Annotated in this window: 13 protein-coding genes and 1 pseudogene; 12 read left to right on the top strand and 2 right to left on the bottom strand. The window is 69.1% G+C overall.

Features of this window, described 5'->3' with window-relative positions; genetic code table 11:
* Positions 1 to 184: 184 nt before the first annotated feature.
* Positions 185 to 448, bottom strand: coding sequence for a DUF6458 family protein (locus tag E7Y32_RS04310; protein WP_146336037.1), 264 nt, complete (start codon positions 446 to 448; stop codon positions 185 to 187).
* Positions 449 to 609: 161 nt separating this feature from the next.
* Between E7Y32_RS04310 and E7Y32_RS04305 the strand changes: the two genes are divergently transcribed.
* The 4 genes from E7Y32_RS04305 to E7Y32_RS04290 all read left to right on the top strand — a co-directional run bounded on the left by E7Y32_RS04305 (position 610) and on the right by E7Y32_RS04290 (position 5,703).
* Positions 610 to 1,227 carry an alpha/beta hydrolase gene (locus tag E7Y32_RS04305; protein WP_146336036.1) on the top strand — a complete coding sequence of 206 codons (618 nt, stop codon included), beginning with the start codon at positions 610 to 612 and terminating at the stop codon, positions 1,225 to 1,227.
* A gap of 210 nt (positions 1,228 to 1,437) precedes the next feature.
* On the top strand, positions 1,438 to 2,448 hold the full coding sequence (locus E7Y32_RS04300) for a LacI family DNA-binding transcriptional regulator (RefSeq protein WP_261382534.1): 1,011 nt from the start codon (positions 1,438 to 1,440) through the stop codon (positions 2,446 to 2,448).
* A gap of 112 nt (positions 2,449 to 2,560) precedes the next feature.
* Positions 2,561 to 3,322: an HAD family phosphatase gene (locus E7Y32_RS04295; protein ID WP_146336034.1), complete on the top strand. Its 762-nt coding sequence runs from the start codon at positions 2,561 to 2,563 to the stop codon at positions 3,320 to 3,322.
* 50 nt (positions 3,323 to 3,372) lie between these two features.
* Entirely contained in the window at positions 3,373 to 5,703 is a 2,331-nt protein-coding gene (locus tag E7Y32_RS04290) for a glycoside hydrolase family 65 protein (RefSeq protein WP_146336033.1), read from the top strand.
* A 78-nt stretch (positions 5,704 to 5,781) separates the two neighbouring features.
* On the opposite strand, the pseudogene E7Y32_RS04285 reads toward E7Y32_RS04290, so the two are convergent.
* Positions 5,782 to 7,029 (bottom strand): annotated as a pseudogene (locus E7Y32_RS04285) (MFS transporter); the annotation flags it as partial.
* A 148-nt stretch (positions 7,030 to 7,177) separates the two neighbouring features.
* Here E7Y32_RS04285 and E7Y32_RS04280 point away from each other — a divergent pair.
* From E7Y32_RS04280 to narJ, 8 genes are all read left to right on the top strand, one after another.
* Positions 7,178 to 8,551: an NAD-dependent succinate-semialdehyde dehydrogenase gene (locus E7Y32_RS04280; protein ID WP_146336032.1), complete on the top strand. Its 1,374-nt coding sequence runs from the start codon at positions 7,178 to 7,180 to the stop codon at positions 8,549 to 8,551.
* A gap of 89 nt (positions 8,552 to 8,640) precedes the next feature.
* Positions 8,641 to 9,231 (top strand): hypothetical protein, encoded by a 591-nt coding sequence (locus E7Y32_RS04275; protein WP_146336031.1) that lies wholly within the window; start codon positions 8,641 to 8,643, stop codon positions 9,229 to 9,231.
* Between the two features lie 121 nt (positions 9,232 to 9,352).
* Positions 9,353 to 10,174: a hypothetical protein gene (locus E7Y32_RS04270; protein ID WP_146338227.1), complete on the top strand. Its 822-nt coding sequence runs from the start codon at positions 9,353 to 9,355 to the stop codon at positions 10,172 to 10,174.
* Positions 10,175 to 10,177: 3 nt separating this feature from the next.
* A complete protein-coding gene (locus E7Y32_RS04265; RefSeq protein WP_146336030.1) occupies positions 10,178 to 10,927 on the top strand; it encodes a 5-oxoprolinase subunit PxpA in 750 nt (249 codons plus the stop codon).
* A gap of 401 nt (positions 10,928 to 11,328) precedes the next feature.
* The gene (locus tag E7Y32_RS04260) at positions 11,329 to 12,129 is read left to right on the top strand and encodes a hypothetical protein (protein ID WP_261382533.1); all 801 of its coding nucleotides are present in this window, start codon (positions 11,329 to 11,331) and stop codon (positions 12,127 to 12,129) included.
* A 97-nt stretch (positions 12,130 to 12,226) separates the two neighbouring features.
* On the top strand, positions 12,227 to 15,937 hold the full coding sequence (locus E7Y32_RS04255; protein WP_146336029.1) for a nitrate reductase subunit alpha: 3,711 nt from the start codon (positions 12,227 to 12,229) through the stop codon (positions 15,935 to 15,937).
* The gene (gene narH / locus E7Y32_RS04250; protein ID WP_146336028.1) at positions 15,937 to 17,631 is read left to right on the top strand and encodes a nitrate reductase subunit beta; all 1,695 of its coding nucleotides are present in this window, start codon (positions 15,937 to 15,939) and stop codon (positions 17,629 to 17,631) included. Before E7Y32_RS04255 ends, narH begins: the two co-directional genes overlap by 1 nt.
* Positions 17,628 to 18,248 (top strand): nitrate reductase molybdenum cofactor assembly chaperone, encoded by a 621-nt coding sequence (narJ, locus tag E7Y32_RS04245; RefSeq protein WP_146336027.1) that lies wholly within the window; start codon positions 17,628 to 17,630, stop codon positions 18,246 to 18,248. Before narH ends, narJ begins: the two co-directional genes overlap by 4 nt.
* Positions 18,249 to 18,250: the final 2 nt, after the last annotated feature.

The following is an 18,250-nucleotide window of genomic DNA, read 5'->3' as shown; positions in this document are numbered from 1 at the left end:
CGGGGACACAGGGAGCTGGGGACATGGGGAAACGGGCATGCCCACCCGCCGCGTGGGCGGCACTGCAGGCTCCGCCCGGGATGCGGCCCGTTAAACAACAGACGCCGGGCCAGACCTGTGCGGTCCGGCCCGGCGTCCGGGTTGGTTGCTGCGGCGCATTGCTGCGCCGGGGGAGTGCCTGCGGCTATATGCCGGCGTCGCGGCTCTCGTTGCGGGTGATGGTTTCGCCCGTGTTGGGGTCGACGACGGAGCGCGTTTCGCTGACCCGGCGGGTGCGGCTGCGGCCGGGGGAGGCCAGGATCAGGGATGCGACCAGTCCGATGACGCCGACCACCATCAGGATGTAGCCGATCATGGTCTGGTCGACGTTGGGGATCAGGCCGGGGGCGATGGCCCAGGCCAGGATGGCGCCGAGGGCGATAAGGAAGATGGAGGAACCGATTCTCATGACTTGCTCCTTGTTGTCCGGTGGGACCGATAGGTAATGCTAAGCATGCTGTCCAGCGTCACGCTACAGCCCGGTACCTGTCGTTTCAACGATTGTGGCCACGCCCCGCCGGAAAAATCGCCGTGTCCGGGGCTGATTCGGCGGCTGGCTAGGCTGTCCCCATGGAAACTGTCGCCTGGTCCAGGCCCGAGCACGAGCGTGCCGGCACGCCGCTGCTGGTGATGCTGCACGGCTACGGCACGGACGAGACCCGGATGGCCAAGCTCTTCCCCGGCCTGCCGCCCGAGTTCACCTGCGCAGCCCCGCGCGGGCCCAAGGTGATCGGCGACGACTACGGCTGGTTCCTGCTGGACTACTTCCTCACCCACGACTTCGCCGACGTCATCTCCGCCACCACCTCGGTCTTCAGCTGGATCGACTCCGTCAAGGGCCAGCACAGCAGCGTCAGCCTGCTCGGCTATTCCCAGGGCATGGCCATGGCGAGCATGCTGCTGCGGTTGCGGCCGGAGGCGTTCCGCGCCGTCGTCGGGCTGTCCGGTTTTGTGCTGGACAACGAGCTGCTGGCCATGAGCGAGTCCTTTACCGCGCGGCCGCCGTTCTTCTGGGGTCGGGACAAGGCGGATCCGGTGATCAACGAGGACGCCACGGCGCACACCGAGGAATGGCTGCACCGGCACACCCAGCTCACGGCGCGCAGCTACCCCGGGATGGGCCACTCGGTCTCGGCGGCGGAACTGGTGGACGTCGGCGCCTTCCTGCGCCACTACGTGCTGCGCTGAGCCGGGCCTGCGCCGGCTGAGACGCACCCGAGCCGGGCCTGCGCCGCGCCCGGACGCGGCGCCGACGGAAACTCCACCGGATGGAATTCTGCAGCCACTTGCGCGCCGAATTTATAAGCGTTTACAGTTTACTTTGGCCATTTTAAACCGGCCCACTACTGCAGGGGGAAGAAAGGTCCAGGCCCGTGTCGCATGACTAAGGCTCCGCGCGTGACAATCCAGGACGTGGCCGCCCTTTCCGGGCTCTCCATTTGCACCGTCTCGCGGGCGCTCCGGCACCTCCCCAACGTTTCCGAAAAGGCCCAGGCCAAAGTCACCGACGCGGCCGCCAAGCTCGGCTACAAGGCGTCCTCGGCCGCGGCCCGGCTGGCCGGCGGGACCACCGGGGCCGTGGCCATTGTTGTCCCCACCGCGACCGCCTGGTACTTCGCGCGGGCGGTCGAGGCTGCGGAGGAAGTTCTCGCCGACAGCGGCTACGACACCGTGCTGGTCAGCCTGCGGAACCGGCCCAGCGTGCAGCGCAAACTCTTCGGCGACCTCGCCGGGCTGGCCCAGCGCGTGGACGGTGTCCTGCTGCTGAATGTCGCCCTCGACGGCGGTGAGATTGCGGCGCTGGAAGCCTCCGGCCTGGCCGTCGCGAGTGTGGGAATGCACGCGGTGCCGTGGGACAACGTGGGGATCGACGATCAGGAGGCCGCGCGTCAGGCCACCGGCCACCTGCTCGGACTGGGCCACTGGGACCTGGCGATGCTGGCCGGGCGGGAGCAGGAGGGACGTTCGGTGGTCACCGCGGACGCCCGGAGGCGCGGGTTCGAACTGGCCCTCGCCGAGCACGAGCTGACCGTCGATCCCGACCTGGTGCTCGACGCCGGATCCAGCATCGAGGGCGGACGCCGGGCCATGACGGAGCTGATCGAGAACCGCAGGATGCCGACCGCCGTGTTCGCCGGCTGCGACGAAACCGCCTTCGGTGCACTGATGGCCTTGCGGGATCTCGGCCTGTCAGCTCCCAAGAACGTTTCCCTCATCGGCATCGACGATCATCAGATGAGCTGGTTACTGGGGCTGACCACCATCGCCCAGCCGGTCGCCGACCAGGGCGCGTTCGCCGCCAACCTGCTGATCGAGAGGCTCCACCACCCGGGGAACCAGAATCCCCCCGCCGCCCACCTGCTGGAGACCAAGCTGGTGGAGCGCCGGAGCACCCGCCGCCGGCGCTGATGCCCGCCACCGAGGGCCCCGGGACCGCCGCCCGGCGCGGTCCCGCGGCGGCCCCGTTTTTCCCAAGATTTCCGCAGACTTTCCCGCCACCGTCTGAAAGGACATTCGCTCCATGACTGAGATTTCCAACGGCACCGAAACTTCCCACGGCACCGGCACCCCAGGTGTCCTCGCGGGCGCCTCCGCCATCCTCTTTGACCTCGACGGCGTCCTGACGCCCACCGCGGTGGTGCACGAACGCGCCTGGCAGGAACTCTTCGACGGGTTTCTCCAGAGCGTGCCGGACGCGCCGGGCTACCGCGAAAGCGACTACTTCGACCACATCGACGGCAAGCCCCGCTTCGACGGCGTCCGCGACTTCCTGGCCTCCCGCAACATTGTGCTGCCGGAGGGCCCGGCCGACGACGATCCGGCCAACGACACCGTGCACGGCCTCGGCAACCGCAAGAACAAGGTCTTCAACGACATCGTGGCGGCCGGCGGCGTCACGCCCTACGAGGGTTCGGTCCGTTTCATCGAGGCCGCACTGGGGCGGGGACTGAAGCTTGCCGTCGTCTCCTCCTCCCGCAACGCCGTTCCGGTGCTGAAGGCCGCCGGGCTCTCGGACTACTTCCCGGTGGTGGTGGACGGCGTCGTCGCGGTCTCCGAGGGCCTGCCGGGCAAGCCCAGCCCGGCCACCTACGAATACGCCGCGCAGCTGCTGGGCCTGCCCAGCGAAGCGTGCATCGTCGTCGAAGACGCCGTCTCCGGTGTCCAGGCTGGAAGCGCGGGGAGCTTCCACTCGGTCATCGGCGTCGACCGCGGGGCTGGCCGGAAGACCCTGCTCGACGCGGGCGCCACAATCGTCGTCGGCGACCTGGCCGAACTGCTCTAACCGGCCGCCACCACCCACCCGCACAACCGCCACCGCCAAAAGGACCCACCATGGCTCTCATCACCTCGGACCGCGCCAGGTTCCCCAACGACCCCTGGCAGCTCGTGGAAACCGTCCACCTGCCCGGCAACGCCGGCACGCTGGAGACCCTCTTCAGCCTCGGCAACGGCCACCTCGGCATCCGCGGCGCCCACTGGGCGGCCGTCGACGCCGAACTCCCGGGCAGCTTCATCAACGGCTTCCATGAGATCTGGGACATCAAGCACGCGGAAAACGCCTATGGCTTCGCCCGCACCGGCCAGCGCATCCTCTACGTCCCGGACGCCAACAACTTCGTTGTCATCATCGACGGCGAAATGCTCAGCCTCGAGGAATCCACGGTGCTGGACTACCGGCGCAGCGTGGACTTCGCCACCGGCGTCTACGAATGCCGGATCGTCTGGCAGTGCCGCTCCGGCGCCACCGTGACCACCACGGAACGCCGCGCGGTGGGGTACCAGGCCCGGGGCGCCCTCGGCATCTCGCTGGAAGTCGCGGCCGACCGGGACATCTCCGCCGACGTGACCTCGGCCGTGGTGAACCGGCAGGACCAGCCGGTGGAGGACCACTCGGCCCACGACCCGCGCCGCGCCGGCCGCCACGCGGGGCGTGTGCTGCTCCCGCTCCGGCTCGACGGCGGCGACGGCTCGCTCCGGCTCTCCTGGGAGGCCGCCGAGTCCAAGCAGCGGCTCGGCATGGCCGTGGACCACTGGACCTCCGCCGGCGTCCAGCCCTTCGACACCCAGGTGGACCAGGACGACAGCAGTGTCCGCTACGTACTTGCGGTCAGCCCGGACGCGCCGTTCGTGCTGGAGAAAAGCGTCAGCTACGCGGTGGGACGGGCCGCGGACGAGGACCCGGCCGAGACGGCCGAGTCCGCCCTGCTGTCCGTGGCCGAGATCTTCGCCCAGAGCGAGGCGCACTACCGCGACTACTGGACCACCAGCGACATTGTGGTGGGCGGCCAGGCCGAGCTGCAGCAGGCCATCCGCTGGAACCTTTTCCAGCTGGCGCAGGCCACGGCCTGCGCCGACGTGGCCGGCATCCCGGCCAAGGGCGTCTCCGGCTCCGGCTACGACGGGCACTACTTCTGGGATCAGGAGGTGTACTTGCTGCCCTACCTGACCTACACCAACCCCGGCAACGCCCGCCAGGTTCTGGAGTTCCGCCACGAGCTGCTGCCTGAGGCCCGGGTCCGCGCCAAGGAGCTCAGCGTGGACGGCGCCCTGTTCCCGTGGCGCACCATCAACGGTCTGGAGGCCAGCGCCTACTACGCCGCCGGCACCGCGCAGTTCCACATCGCCGCCGCGATCGCCTTCGCCACCAACCGCTACATCTGGGCCAGCGGGGACACTGAGTTCCAGGCGACCCTCGGCTCCGACCTGCTGGTCGAGACGGCGCGGATGTGGGCCTCGCTGGGCTTTTTCGGCAAGGACGGGCTCTTCCACATCCACGGGGTCACCGGCCCGGACGAGTACACCGCCGTCGTCAACGACAACCTGTACACCAACGTCATGGCCCGGTTTAACCTGCGCGCCGCCGCGGCGCTGGACCACCCGGGGATCGACGACGCCGAACGGGAGCTCTGGGAGCAGGCCGCGAACCGGATGCATCTGCCTTTCGACAGCGACCTCCAGGTCCACTCGCAGGACAACGATTTCATGACGCTGGAGCCGTGGGACTGGAACACGCCGCGGTCCAAGTACCCGCTGCTGCTGAACTTCCACCCTTTGGTGATCTACCGGCACCAGGTTCTCAAGCAGGCCGACACCGTGCTGGCGATGTTCCTGCAGTGGCAAGACTTCACGGCGGAGGAGAAGCGCCGCGCCTTCGACTTCTACGATCCCATCACCACCGGCGACTCCACCCTGTCCGCCTGTGTGCAGGGCATCATGGCCGCCGAGGTGGGCTACGGCATGGCCGCGCTGGAGCACTTTATCCACGCGCTGTATATCGACCTCGACGACACCCACGGCAACACGATCGACGGCGTGCACATCGCCTCCACCGGCGGGGTGTGGAGTTCGCTGGTCAGCGGTTTCGCAGGGTTGCGGGACCAGGGCGAGGTGCCCCACTTTGATCCGCGGCTTCCCGCCGACTGGGACTCCCTGGACTTCCACCTGAAACTCCGAGGCGGGCTGCTGCACGTCGAGCTGGACGGCACCCAGCTCCGGCTAACGGTCCCGGACGGGGCGCCGCTGGAAGTCGACGTCCGCGGGGAGCGGTTCATGGTCGGCAACGAACCGGTGACCGTGCCGTTGCACGCCGTCGTGAGCCCGGAGCCCACGGTGTTCCCAGGGCCGGCGACGGCGTCGCTCCCGGTGGTGCGCGCCGCCGGCTAGTGCCGGTCCGCGCGGGCCGCTAAGCCGGTCCGCTAGGCGGGCCCGGCCGGCTCGGGCTGGCCCGGGCTGGCCCGGGTCCAGCGGGTGGGCGATCTCATCGGCCGGCATCCGGGCCGCGACCATGGCCACGACGGTCATCAGCGGGCACGCGGTGCCGGCCACGAGGAAGATCAGCCAGACCGGGAGGACCTCGGCGGCCGGGCCGGCCAGGGCCATGGACAACGGCATCAACGCCAGGGACACAAAGAAGTCCAGGCTGGAGACGCGGCCCAGCAGATGCGGCGGGACGCGGCGCTGCAGCAGGGTGCCCCAGATGACCATCCCGACCCCGCCGGTGGCGCCGAAGACGAACAGCGCCGCGGCGAGGGCCCAGAAACTGTCCATTAGCCCCACGGCGGCCAGCGGCAGGCTGCCGGCGCCCCAGCACACCATCATCACGCTGAGGTACCGGCGCGGGAGCGGGAACGAGGCGGTCGCCAGCGACGCCCCGGCGCCGCCGACGCCCATCACCGCGAGCAGGAAACCGAACGTGCTGGAATCGCCGCCGAGCTGATCGCGGACCACAAACGGAATCAGCACCTCGATGGGTCCGATGAAGAACAGCACGGAGATACAGGCCCACAGCAGGGTCCAGAGCAGCCATGGGGTCCGGACCGTGTAGCCCACGCCTTCGCGCAGATCCTGCAGCAGCGAGGTCCTGCCCGGTGCGTCCCCGTCCGCGGCGATGGCGGCCGTCCGGGGGCGGGCCAGGAAGTTCAGGATGACGAAGGCCAGCAGATGGCAGGCGGCCACCCCCGTGACGGCGTGCGAGGGCGACAGTGCCGCCACCAGCACACCGGCCACGGCAGGACCCGCGGCCTGCTGCAGGATGGGGCGCATTGTCCCCTCCATGCCGTTGGCCGCCAGTAGATCCTCCGGCGGCATGATCCGGGGCAGGATGGCGGAGTAGGCGGGAAAGAAGAACGCCGCCCCGACCCCCAGCACAAACGCTCCCAGCGCCAGGTGCCACAACTGCAGCCGGCCGGCCAGGGCCAGGCCGCTGATGGCGGCGATGACGGCCAGGTTGGCGCCCTCGACGCCGATGATCAGGAGGCGCTGCGGAACCCGGTCGGCAGCAATGCCGCCAGCGAGGACGAACGCCACGAGCCCGACACTGCCCGCCGCGGCCACGAGCGAGAGCTCAAGCGGGCCGCCGCCCAGATGGATCACCTGGTAGACCATCGCGACAGCCCACATGCCGGAGCCGAAAATGGAGATCGCCAGCGCGGTGATCAGCACCCGGTACTCGCGGTGCACAAAGGGGCGCAGGGCTCGCGGGGCGGGCATGCGCCCAGTTTAGCGGCGCCGGAAACCCGGCACGACGCTTGGAATAGTCCGGGTTGGCCATCGGTTGGCGCCTAAGGGACCGGTCCTGCTCTTGCGATCAGGCCGGCCGAACCGGCTCAACCCAGCCAGAAACGGAGATGGTGGACCAATGACTGCCTACAAGAGCGTGAACCCCGCGACCGGAGAGACGGAAAAGGAATTTCCGCTGGCTACCAAGGAAGAGGTCGGGACGGCGCTCGCCGCCGCGCAGCAAGCATTCCTCGAGTGGCGCAAGGCGCCCGTGGGGGAGCGGACAAAGGTCATCGCCCGGGTCGCCAAGCTGTACCGTGAGCGGCAGGATGAACTGGCGCGCCTGATTGCCAAGGAGATGGGCAAGCCCGTCGTCGAGGCCCGCGGCGAGGTCAAGCTGGTCGCCTCGATTTACGACTACTACGCCACCGAGGGCCCGGAATTCCTCAAGGACGAGCCGCTGGAGGTCAAGGGCGGCGGCGACGCGCTCGTGCGCTCCACCCCGATCGGCCCGCTGCTGGGCATCATGCCGTGGAACTACCCCTACTACCAGGTGGCCCGTTTTGCCGCGCCCAACCTGGTCCTGGGCAACACCATCCTGCTCAAGCACGCCGGCAGCTGCCCGCAGTCGGCGCTGGCCATCGAGGCGATCTTCCACGACGCCGGCCTGCCGAAGGGCGCCTACACCAACCTCTTCCTGGATAACGACCAGGTGGCGGAGATCATCGCGGACTCCCGCGTCCAGGGTGTCTCCCTGACCGGCAGCGAGCGGGCTGGTGCGGCCGTGGCCGAGGTCGCCGGGCGCAACCTCAAGAAGTACGTCCTGGAACTGGGCGGCAGCGACCCCTTCATCGTGCTCGACTCCGATGACCTGGACGCCACCGTCAAGGCCGCCGTCGGGGGCCGGATGGGCAACGCGGGCCAGGCCTGCACCGCGTCCAAGCGGTTCATCGTCCTGGAAGACCTCTACGAGCCGTTCGTGGAGAAGTTCACCGAGCGGATGGCCCGGATCAAGCCCGGCGATCCGCAGCAGGAGGACACCCGGTTCGGTCCGTTGTCCTCCCAGAGCGCCGCGGACGGCCTTGTCGAGCAGATCCAGGACGCCGTGGACAAGGGAGCCACCCTGCGCACCGGCGGCCACAAGGTGGACGGCCCAGGCGCCTACGTGGAGCCCACCGTCCTCACCGACGTCACCCCGGAGATGCGCGCGTTCTCCGAGGAGCTGTTCGGCCCCGCCGCCGTCATCTACAAGGTAGCCAGCGTGGAGGAAGCGATCGACCTGGCCAACGGCTCGCCCTACGGCCTGGGCGGCTCGGTGTTCAGCGCCGACCCCGCGAAGGCCCAGGAAGTTGCCGACCAGTTGGACACCGGCATGGTGTTCATCAACTCGGTCGCCCAGACCCAGGCCGACATGCCCTTCGGAGGCGTCAAGCGCTCCGGCGTCGGGCGCGAGCTGGGCCGGTTCGGCATGGACGAGTTCGTGAACAAGAAGCTCATCCGCACCCCGCGCTAAGCGGGTCCGCGAACCCCGGCAGGACACGGCCCCGGCCGGAAGCAACGACCTTCCGGCCGGGGCCGTTGCCGTCCCGCTAGGCTCCTTTCATGGAGAAAACGGCCACCGCACCGGTGCGGCGCAGCCTGGCATTTGTGGGAATCAACGTGGGCCTGGCTCTGCACCCCGCGGACGCCGGCGGCACCCAGGTTCCAGGTGAGCCGGCCAGCTGCTTCGCCACCTTCTGGCAGGCCGACTGGTCCCGCTGGGGTGCGGGCAGCGCCCTTCTGGTGGCCACCCTGCAGGGCTGGCGCAGCTACGGGGCTAACGAAGTCCTCGCCGAAACCCTGGCTACCGAGCTCACCCGCCATTTCCCCGAGGCAGCCAGGTTTCCGCTGACCGGCGTCGGGCATACCCACGACGAATTCACGGTGGAGGTGGACCCGGCGACCGGGTTCCGGGCCACCGGGCACAAAGCGGAACTGGCAATCCACGGGGTCCTGGACCGGCGGCAGTTCACCGCCCCGAATTTCCAGCTGGGCGACGGCACCGCTGCCCTGAGCAACGTCTACCTGCCCTGCAGCACCGGCGGGCTCAGCGAATTCGGGGTGGAATGGCCGGGTACTCCGGCGGTCTACCCCGGCCCGCTGGGGCCGTCCTCCTCCGCCTTCCTCGCCCTGGCCGAATCCTGGGTCCTCTAGCTGCCCTGAACCGGCGGGTCGGGCGGCCCTGCACGGGTTCGCAGGAGCGGTCGGACGGGCTGTGGCCTAGTGTTAAGGCTGGAAGAAGTTCAGCACCCTTATGGTTTCCGGAGAGGCGACGATGGCCCAGCGCAGCAACCCGGCAATGAAAATTGCCCAGAAGACCGCCCACAGCGCGATGTTCGACGCCGACGGCAAGCCCAAGGCCGGCGTCCACAACATGCTTCTGCGCGCGGTGGAAATCCAGCGCCCGTTGGTGCTGGCAAACCTGCGGCGGCTGCAGCGGAAGCACCCGCACGCCTCCGCGGCGCAGCTGGCCGCCATCCTGGAACGCAACTACCTGGCCGCGGTCACCGGCGGCGGGGCCCTGGTGGGCGGATCGGCCGTTATCCCCGGCGTCGGCACCGTGGCCGCCCTGGGGCTCTCCGCGGTTGCGACGGTCGGGTTCCTCGAGGCCACCGCCCTGTACGCAACCTCGCTCGCCGAACTCCACGGCGTGCGCATGGTGGACCCCGAAAAGGCCAGCACCCTGGTCATGGCGATCATGCTCGGCGAGGAGGGCACGGCGCTGCTGAGCTCCCTGAGCGGCCAGGCCGCCGGCCAGGGCAAGGGCCCCACCCAGGCCTGGGGCACGCTTTTTGCGCGCCGCGCGCCGCTGATCGGCTTCGGCTCCGTGCGCCAGCGGATCCAGCAGGCCTTCCTGCGGAACCTGCTCAAGCGCCAGGGCACCGCGCTGCTGGGCCGGGCGCTGCCGTTCGGCGTCGGCGCCGTGGTGGGCGGCGTCGGCAACCGGATGATGGGACGCGCCGTGATCGAGAACGCCAAGGAGGCCTTCGGCCCGATGCCCACCACCATCCCCGGCGAGCTGCAGCCCGGCGGCCCGGACCTCCCCGCCGAAGCGGCCCCGGACGCCCCGGCCGCCGGACCCGGCGCGGAAGGTTGAGCCGTGGACCTGAACGCTGACCTGGGGGAGTCCTTCGGCTCCTGGACCATGGGCGACGACGCGGCGATGTTCCGGCTTGTCACGAGCGCCAGTGTGGCCTGCGGGCTGCACGCCGGCGACCCCGTCACAATGCTGGACACCTGCCGCGCGGCCTACGAGCTCGACGTCAAAGTCGGCGCGCACCTGGGCTACCCCGACCTGGCCGGCTTCGGCCTCCGCGCCATGGACATGACCTTCGACGACCTGTTCGGGGCCGTCCTATACCAGCTCGGCGCACTCGACGGCGTGGCCCACGCGGTGGGCGCCTCGGTGGACTATGTCAAGGTGCACGGCGGCCTCTATGACCGCACCATCCACGACGCCGAACAGGCCTCCGCCGTGGTCGCCGCCATCCAGGCCTACGATCCCGGGCTGCCGATCCTGGGCCTGGAGCATTCCGCGCTGCTGGGGAGCGCCCGGGACGCCGGCAACCCGGTGTTCCATGAGGCCTTCGCAGACCGCGCCTACTTCCCGGACGGCACCCTGGTCCCGCGGCTGGATGAGGAATCGGTGATCGAGGACCCGGAGGAGATCGTCGAGCGGGCGCTGCGCCTGGCCCTCAAGGGCGAGGTGCTGGCGGTGGACGGCACCGTAATCAGGCTGACCCCGCACTCGCTCTGCCTGCACGGCGACACCCCCGGCTCTGTGTCGGTGGCCGCCGCCGTCCGCGCCGCCCTGGCGCAGGCCGGCGTCGAACTGGAGCCCTTCGCCTAACGCGCGAACGTACACTTCGCGCCCCGCGGGCCGGTTGGCCCTGTTGCTGCAACCCGCTGGTCCCTAGCGTTGGTGCCATCGGAGCGGCCCTCGAACAGGCGCGGGCGGTTTCCGCGGACTGGGGGGAGACCATGCGCGTTCATCGGACCCGGGCTTCACAACTGCGCCCGGCGCTTTGCGCGGCACTGGTGCTACTCCTTGGAGCCTGTGCACCGGGGAGTTCGACGCCGTCTGCCGGGCCGCCGTCGTCAGGTTCCGGCAATCCGGCCTGCGAGCTGATCACGCCGCAGATTGCCGCCAAGGTCGACCCGGGTTTCGCAGGCGCGGGCCAGAACCAGGCGGCCAAACCCCCGGGGAGTCCCGCCTACCTGTGCAGTTATACGAGCAAATCTGACCAGGGCATGAACGCCCTGACCGTGTCGCTGACCTCGCCCGCGTCGGCGACCGAGATAGCCGAGGTGAAGAAGACGTCGGACTGTTCCCCCGTCGCGGGCATTGGCGACTTCGCGTGCTTCCAATGGACGGGGTGGTTCCGCGGCGAGGCCGGCGGGGCGTCGGCCAACACCGTCCTTAAGGCGGTCCGCGGCAACGAGTCGCTGGATCTGCGCGTCGTGGCCACCCCGCCGGTGGCGTCCGGGATCCCCGTCCCCGACGGGAACGCCACGGCCCGCGCGCTCGCTCAAGCCGCCGTCGAGGGAGGCTGGGGCAACGGGAGCGCGCTGAGTCTCCCGTCCGCACCCGCCGCCGGCCCGCCGGCCAGCACCGACAATCCCGTGTGCGCCCTGGTCAGCGCCGAGGCGGTCAAACAGGCGTTTGGCGCGACAACCGATGCGCAGGTCCTTCCCGGCGAGGGCAACTGCCGGTACACCTTCGGCGCGTTGGGAACCCCCGGGCCGGACTCGCTGAGGTTCTCCATCGAATTCCATCAGGGCGGGGCAGCATTGCTGTCCCGGCCGGTGCCGGACGGCCAGAATGTGGACGGCGTCGGAGACCGGGCAATCCTCATTGTCCGGACGGATCCCGGCGGACCGAAGGCACTGCGTCCGCCCAGCGACGTACCGGTCACGATCATGTCCCTTATGGTGGCCCGCGGCCAGAACATGGCCATCTTTGTCGCAGAGGTCCTTGTCTCCCCGACAGGCCCCACCATCGAACAGACCAAGGAGCAGCTCCTCGCCCTCGTCAAGGGAATCAACTTCTGACCCGGGGCCGGGCCGCCCGGCGACGCGCACACGCTATGCGACTGCCCAGTGCCGGAGGGCCCTATCGGAGGCTGAATCCGGCCCCTAGCTTGGGGGCATGACTGCCGGAGGCTCCGCGGGGTTGGACGGACCCGCCTCGGATGCAATGTTGAAGCTGGGCCGATTTTTCACGAAATGGGACCAGACCGACGACGGCAGGGCGGTGTTCCGGGAAGGCGGCCGCAAGGGCGACATCTTTTACCGGGACCGCTGGAGCCACGACAAGGTGGTCCGGTCCACGCACGGGGTGAACTGCACCGGCTCCTGCTCCTGGAAGGTGTACGTCAAGGACGGCATCATCACCTGGGAATCCCAGCAGACCGACTACCCCTCGGTGGGCCCGGACAGCCCCGAATACGAACCGCGGGGCTGCCCGCGCGGCGCGGCCTTCTCCTGGTACACCTACTCGCCCACCCGGGTCCGCTTCCCCTACGCCCGCGGCGTCCTGGTGGAGATGTACCGCGAGGCCAAGGCCCGGCTCGGCGACCCGGTGCTGGCGTTCGCCGACGTCGTCGGGGACCCGGAGCGGCGCCGCCGCTACCAGCAGGCCCGCGGCAAGGGCGGCCTGGTACGCGTCTCCTGGCAGGAAGCGGTCGAAATCGCGGCCGCCGCGCACGTGAACACCATCAAGACCTACGGGCCGGACCGCTGCGCCGGGTTCTCGCCCATCCCCGCGATGTCCATGGTCTCGCACGCCGTCGGGACCCGCTTCATCCAGCTGATCGGCGGGGTGATGACGTCCTTCTACGACTGGTATGCCGACCTGCCCGTGGCCAGCCCGCAGGTCTTCGGCGACCAGACCGACGTCCCGGAATCCGGCGACTGGTGGGACGCGCGGTACCTCATGATGTGGGGCTCCAACGTCCCCGTCACCCGCACGCCGGACGCGCACTGGATGGCCGAGGTGCGGTACCGCGGCACCAAGGTGGTCACGGTCAGCCCGGACTACGCGGACAACACCAAGTTCGCCGACGAATGGCTCCCCGCCCAGGCCGGCACCGACGCGGCGCTGGCGATGGCGATGGGGCACGTCATGCTCAAGGAATTCTTCGTCGAACGCGAGGTGCCGTTCTTCACCGACTACGTCAGCCAGTACACCGACCTGCCGTTCCTGGTCCGGCTGGAACGGCGCGACGACGGCACCCTCACGCCGTCCAAGTTCCTCACCGCCCAGGACCTCCCCGCGGAGGCCGGCGCCGAGGACGCGGCTTTCCGCACCGTGCTGTTCGACAAGAAGACCGGGCTGCCCGTTGTCCCGAACGGGTCTATGGGGTTCCGCTACTCCGGCAGCGGCGAGGGCAAATGGAACCTCGACCTCGAAGGGATCGACCCGGCGCTGTCGCTGCGCGAGGTCTCCGGGCAAAGCGCGGAGATCCTGCTGCCGTGCTTCGAGGACGCCGGCGGCGACGGCAGCGTGTTGAAGCGCGGGGTGCCGGTTATGGAGGTGGAGGGCCAGTTGGTCACCACCGTGTTCGACCTCATGCTGGCCCAGTACGGCGTGGGCCGCGACGGGCTCCCGGGGGACTGGGCCGCCGGGTACGAGGACGCCGCGACGCCCTACACCCCGGCCTGGCAGGAGGAAATCACCTCCGTTCCGGCGCAGGCCTGCATCCGGGTGGCCCGCGAATTCGCCCGCAACGCCGAGCAGTCCAAGGGCCGGTCCATGATCATTATGGGCGCCGGGATCTGCCAGTGGTTCCACGGCGACACCACCTACCGTGCCGTGCTGGCGCTGGTGATGCTGACCGGCTGCATGGGCCGCAACGGCGGCGGCTGGGCGCACTACGTGGGCCAGGAAAAGACCCGGCCGGCCACCGGCTGGGTGTCCCTCGCGAACGCGCTGGACTGGTCCCGGCCGCCACGGACCATGATCGGCACCGGCTACTGGTACATGCACACGGACCAGTGGCGGCAGGACGGGTACTCCGCCGACGCGCTGAAGTCCCCGCTGTCCACCGGGGCGCTGGACGGCATGCACACCGCCGACGCCCTGGCCCAGTCAGCCCGGCTGGGCTGGATGCCGTTCTACCCGCAGTTCGACCGCAACCCGCTGGATATCGCGGACGAGGCGGAAGCCGCGGTCGCCGCCGGCACCGTAAAGGACACCCCCGGCTACATTGCGGCCGCGCTCAAGAACCGCACCCTGAACCCGGCGATCGAGGACGTGGACGCCCCGGAAAACTGGCCGCGGACCCTGGTGCTGTGGCGCTCCAACCTGTTCGGCTCCTCGGCCAAGGGCAACGAGTACTTCCTGCGGAACCTGCTGGGCACGCACAACAACGTCCTCGGCAAAGACCACGCCGAAGGGCTCAGACCCCGGGATGTGAAATGGCACGAGCAGGCGCCGGAAGGGAAACTGGACCTGCTGGTCTCGGCGGACTTCCGGATGACCTCCACCACGCTGCTCTCCGACGTCGTTTTTCCGGCCGCCACCTGGTACGAGAAACACGACCTGTCCTCCACCGACATGCACCCCTTCGTGCACGCCTTCACCCCGGCAATCGACCCGCCGTGGGAGACCAAAACGGACTTCGACATGTTCCACCTGCTGGCCCGGGAGTTCTCCCGGCAGGCCAAAACCCACCTTGGCGTCCGCAAGGATCTCGTCAGTGTGCCGCTGCAGCACGACACCCCCGGCCAGCTCGCCCAGCCCGGCGGTGTTGTCCGGGACTGGCGGGACGCGTCCATCCCGGCGGTTCCGGGCCAGAACATGCCCGTCTTTTCCGTCGTGGAGCGGGACTACACGGCCATCGCGGACAAGCTGGCCGCCGTCGGGCCGCTGGCCGACAAGCTGGGCTTCACGGTCAAGAACGTCACCTACAAACTTGCCGGCGCGTTGGACCGGCTGAGCCGCTCCAACGGAGTGATGCTCGGCGGCGCCGCGGACGGCCGCCCCGCGATCGACACCGACGCGAAGATGGCCGAGGCCATCCTGGCGTTCTCCGGCACCACCAACGGCGCCCTGTCCGTCCAGGGCTTCAAGGACCTCGAAATCCGCACCGGGAGGACACTCGCAGACCTCTCCGAGGGCTCCGAGGAAAAGTTCATCACCTTCGCCCAGACCCAGGCCTGCCCGGTCCCGGTGATCACCTCCCCGGAGTGGTCCGGCTCCGAAACCGGCGGCCGGCGGTACGCGCCGTTCACCATCAACATCGAGCGGCTCAAGCCCTTCCACACGCTGACCGGGCGGATGCACTTCTTCCTGGACCACGACTGGATCCGGGACATCGGTGAGGCGCTGCCGATCTACCGGCCGCCGCTGGACATGCACCGGCTCTTCGGCGAACCCAAGCTGGGCCGGGACGGGGCGATGGAGGTGGTGGTCCGCTACCTCACCCCGCACTCCAAATGGTCCATCCACTCCGAATACCAGGACAACCTGCTGATGCTCTCGCTCTCCCGCGGCGGGCCGACCGTCTGGATGAGCCCCGCCGACGCGGCCGCCATCCAGGTCAAGGACAACGACTGGGTGGAATGCCTGAACATCAACGGCGTCCTGGTGGCCCGCGCGATCGTCAGCCACCGGATGCCCGCCGGCGTCGTCTACGTCCACCACGCCCAGGAACGCACCATCGACGTGCCCAAGTCCGAGGCCACCGGCCGGCGCGGCGGGATCCACAACTCCGTGACACGGCTGCTGGTCAAACCCTCGCACCTGATCGGCGGCTACGCGCAGCTGGCGTACGCGTTCAACTACCTCGGCCCCACCGGAAACCAGCGGGACATGGTGGCCACCGTCCGCCGTCGTTCCCAGGAGGTGCAGTACTGATGCGTGTGATGGCTCAAATGGGCATGGTCATGAACCTGGACAAATGCATCGGCTGCCACACCTGTTCGGTGACCTGCAAACAGGCCTGGACCAACCGTGCGGGCACCGAATATGTCTGGTTCAACAACGTCGAAACCCGCCCGGGGCAGGGGTACCCGCGCCGCTACGAGGACCAGGAACGCTGGCACGGAGGCTGGGTGCTGAACAAACGCGGCAAGCTCGTGCTCAAGGCCGGCGGACGGGTCAGGAAGCTCTTCGGGATCTTCGCCAGCCCGGTCCAGCCCGAGCTCAAGGACTACTACGAGCCCTGGACCTACGACTACAAAACCCTCGTGGACGCGCCGCTGGGCGACGACTTCCCGGTGGCCCGGCCGAAGTCCCTGATCACCGGCGAGGACACCAAGATCACCTGGTCCGCGAACTGGGACGATGACCTGGGCGGCTCCGCCGAGAACGGGCACCTGGACCCGATCGTGGAAAAGGTCCGGCGCGAATCCGAGGACAAGATCAAGTTCGCCTACGAGCAGACGTTTATGTTCTACCTGCCGCGGATCTGCGAGCACTGCCTGAACCCCTCCTGCATGGCCTCCTGCCCCAGCGGCGCGATCTACAAGCGGGTGGAGGACGGCATTGTGCTGGTGGACCAGGACAAGTGCCGCGGCTGGCGCCAGTGCGTCACGGGCTGCCCGTACAAAAAGATCTACTTCAACCACAAGACCGGCAAGGCCGAGAAGTGCACCTTCTGCTACCCGCGGGTGGAGGTGGGGCTGCCGACGGTCTGCTCGGAAACATGCGTGGGCCGGCTGCGGTACCTGGGACTGTTCCTGTACGACGCCGACGCCGTCACCGCTGCGGCCGCCGTCACCGACCCGCAGGAACTCTACGACGCCCAGATGGACGTCCTGCTGGACCCGAACGACCCTTCCGTGCAGGCCGACGCCCGCGCCCAGGGCATCCCGGAGGACTGGATCGACGCCGCCCGGCGATCGCCGGTCTACGCCCTCGCCAAGGTCTACAAGGTGGCCCTGCCGCTGCACCCCGAATACCGGACCATGCCGATGGTCTGGTACGTCCCGCCGCTCTCACCCGTGGTGGACCTGCTGCGGGACCAGGGGCACGACGGCGAGGATGCCGGCAACCTGTTCGGCGCCATCGACGCGCTGCGGATCCCGGTGGAATACCTCGCCGAACTCTTCACCGCGGGCGACGCCGGCCGGGTCACCGCGGTGCTGAAGAAACTCGCGGCGATGCGTTCCTTTATGCGGGGCATCAGCCTCGGCAACGACCCGGACGACTCCATCCCGGAAGCGGTGGGGATGGACAGCCAGACCATGTACGAGATGTACCGGCTGATGGCGATCGCAAAGTACGAGGAACGCTACGTGATCCCCAAGGCCCATGGGGAACAGGCCCACGACCTGGAGGAGATGGGCTGCTCGCTGGACTTCGACGGCGGGCCGGGCATGCAGGATTCCTCACCCTTCGGCGAGGCCAGCGGGCGGCCTGTCCCGGTGGCGGTGGAAACCTTCAACGCCCTCCGGGACCGGCAGACGTCGGGTGCCGCGCCCGGCGACTCCACCCTGCGCGGCCGCGTGAACCTGCTCAACTGGGACGGGACCGGGGCGCCGGCCGGGCTCTTCCCGGAGAAGGGGCCGGAACCGGGCACCCTGGCCGCGGCGGAGGACCAGCCATGAGCCGCCGCGACCAGGTGCTGTACCTCGCCGCAGCGTGGTGCCTGTCCTACCCGGACGAGGACCTGCTCGGCAAGGTCCCCCTGATGCGGGCCGCGCTCGCGGAGTTCCCGCACGCCGTCGCCGACTTCAAAGAGGTGCTGGACGCACTGGAGACCACGCCGCTGATGGAGAACCAGGTCAGCTACGTGCGCGAGTTCGACCTTGGCAAACGCCACGCCCTGCACCTGTCCTACTGGACGGACGGGGACACCCGGCGCCGCGGCGAGGTCCTGGGCAACTTCAAGAAGACGTACCGGCAGAGCGACATCCTGGTGGACACCCACGGCGAACTGCCGGATTACCTTCCGATGGTCCTCGAATACGCTGCGGTGGTGGACCTGGCTGCCGGCCGCGGGCTGCTGATCCGCTTCCGGGCGAGCCTGGAGATGCTCCGTTTCGGGCTGCTCCGGGACGGGCTTCCGCACGCCCGGATCCTGCAGGCCATTTGCGCCACCCTGCCCGGGAAATCCCCGGCGGACGAGCAGGCCGTCATGCGGATGGCCGGCTACGGACCGCCCACCGAAGCGGTGGGCCTGGACCCCTACGACCCGCGCCTGCTGCCCGTGAAGGGGGCCTGAGA

The sequence above is a fragment of the Arthrobacter sp. UKPF54-2 genome (assembly GCF_007858535.1).
Classification (GTDB): Bacteria; Actinomycetota; Actinomycetes; order Actinomycetales; family Micrococcaceae; genus Arthrobacter.
The sequence above is the reverse complement of the archived record's forward strand: the minus strand, read 5'-3'. Positions and strand labels throughout refer to the sequence as shown.